The 1,544-nt window shown below is 39.7% G+C and carries 2 protein-coding genes; one reads left to right on the top strand and one right to left on the bottom strand.

Annotated elements, in window-relative coordinates:
• The coding region (rfbA, locus tag ACKI5B_RS02635; RefSeq protein ID WP_407425551.1) for a glucose-1-phosphate thymidylyltransferase RfbA at positions 1-856 on the bottom strand (856 nt) is incomplete at its 3' end.
• Between the two features lie 86 nt (positions 857-942).
• Between rfbA and ACKI5B_RS02630 the strand changes: the two genes are divergently transcribed.
• Positions 943-1,544 (top strand): ABC transporter ATP-binding protein (locus tag ACKI5B_RS02630; protein WP_407425549.1); only part of this gene is annotated, 602 nt, incomplete at its 3' end.

Genomic DNA, 1,544 nt, shown 5'->3' with positions numbered 1-1,544 from the left:
TCAAATAAGCACCGTAGTCGGTTTTGTAGCCTGAAGCAAGATTGAGCAGGTCTTCTTTTTTAAGCCAGCCGTTTGCAAATGCAATTTCTTCAATACAGCTTACATACATTCCCTGTCGTTTCTGGATTGTTGCGATAAAGTTGCTTGCCTCTAAAAGACCGTCGTAAGTGCCTGTATCTAGCCATGCCATACCGCGGCCTAAAAGTTCAACGGAAAGGCTGCCCTTTTCAAGATAAGCGTTATTGACGGCTGTAATTTCGATTTCGCCCCGGGCACTTGGTTTTACTTCCTGAGCAATTTTTACGACTTCGTTGTTGTAAAAATAAAGACCGGGAACTGCGTAATTTGATTTTGGCTCTTTCGGCTTTTCTTCAATTCCAAGGACTTTGCCGTTTTTATCGAATTCTACAACACTGTAAGCTTTAGGATCTTTTACCATGTATCCGAAAATTACAGCTTCTGCTGACTTTGATTCGATTTTTTCGCGTGCATTTTTGAGCGTTTTTGTAAAACTCTGTCCATAAAAAATATTATCTCCAAGAACAAGTGCAGCACTGTCATTTCCGATAAAATCTTTACCGACGATAAAGGCATCGGCAAGGCCCCTAGGGCTTTCCTGAACAGCATATTCAAAATGCATTCCAAGCCAGCTTCCGTCACTAAAAAGCTCTTTAAAAAGTGTGATGTCGCGCGGAGTTGAGATAATCAAAACTTCACGGATTCCTGCCAGCATAAGACATGAAAGCGGATAGTAGACCATAGGTTTGTCATAAAGAGGCAGAATCTGCTTTGAAACTGCTTTTGTAATCGGATAAAGGCGTGTACCGGAACCGCCAGCCAGAATAATTCCTTTCATAAAATTAATTATAATATAAAAAGAGATTTTTTGTCACTGAAATTTTAGATTGAGTATTAGAGCAAAAAGATATATAATTTGCAGGTATGGCAGTAATTGAACTTAAGAATGTTAGCAAAATCTATCAGATGGACAAAGTACAGGTAAAGGCTGTTGATAACGCTTCCTTTAAAATTGAACAGGGCGAATTTGCAGCTCTTTCAGGTCCTTCCGGTTCAGGTAAATCTACCCTTTTAAATATGATTGGTCTTATTGATTTACCAAACTCAGGTTCAATTATTCTTGAAGGTACTGATGTCTACAAAGGCGTCGATTTAGAAAAATCAAAAAAAGTCCCTTTTAAAATCGATTCAAAACTTACAGAACTCCGCCGTGCTCATTTAGGCTTTATTTTCCAGACCTTTAATCTTATTCCTGTCCTTAATGTCTGGGAAAATGTCGAATTTCCTCTCTCTCTCGGAAAATCTCCTGCAAATGACACTCTTTCTGCATCAGAAAAAAAAGACTGGGTTGCATTTCTGCTTGAAACAGTAGGTCTATCTGACTGGAAAAATCACAAACCATCCGAATTAAGCGGCGGACAGAGACAGCGGGTTGCTGTTGCACGAGCCCTTGTCACAAAAGCTCCTATAATCCTGGCCGATGAACCTACTGCAAACTTAGACTCAAAAAACGGTGACCAGATTCT

Source organism: Treponema sp. (assembly GCF_045657965.1).
Taxonomy (GTDB): domain Bacteria; phylum Spirochaetota; class Spirochaetia; order Treponematales; family Treponemataceae; genus Treponema_D.
The sequence above is the reverse complement of the archived record's forward strand: the minus strand, read 5'-3'. Positions and strand labels throughout refer to the sequence as shown.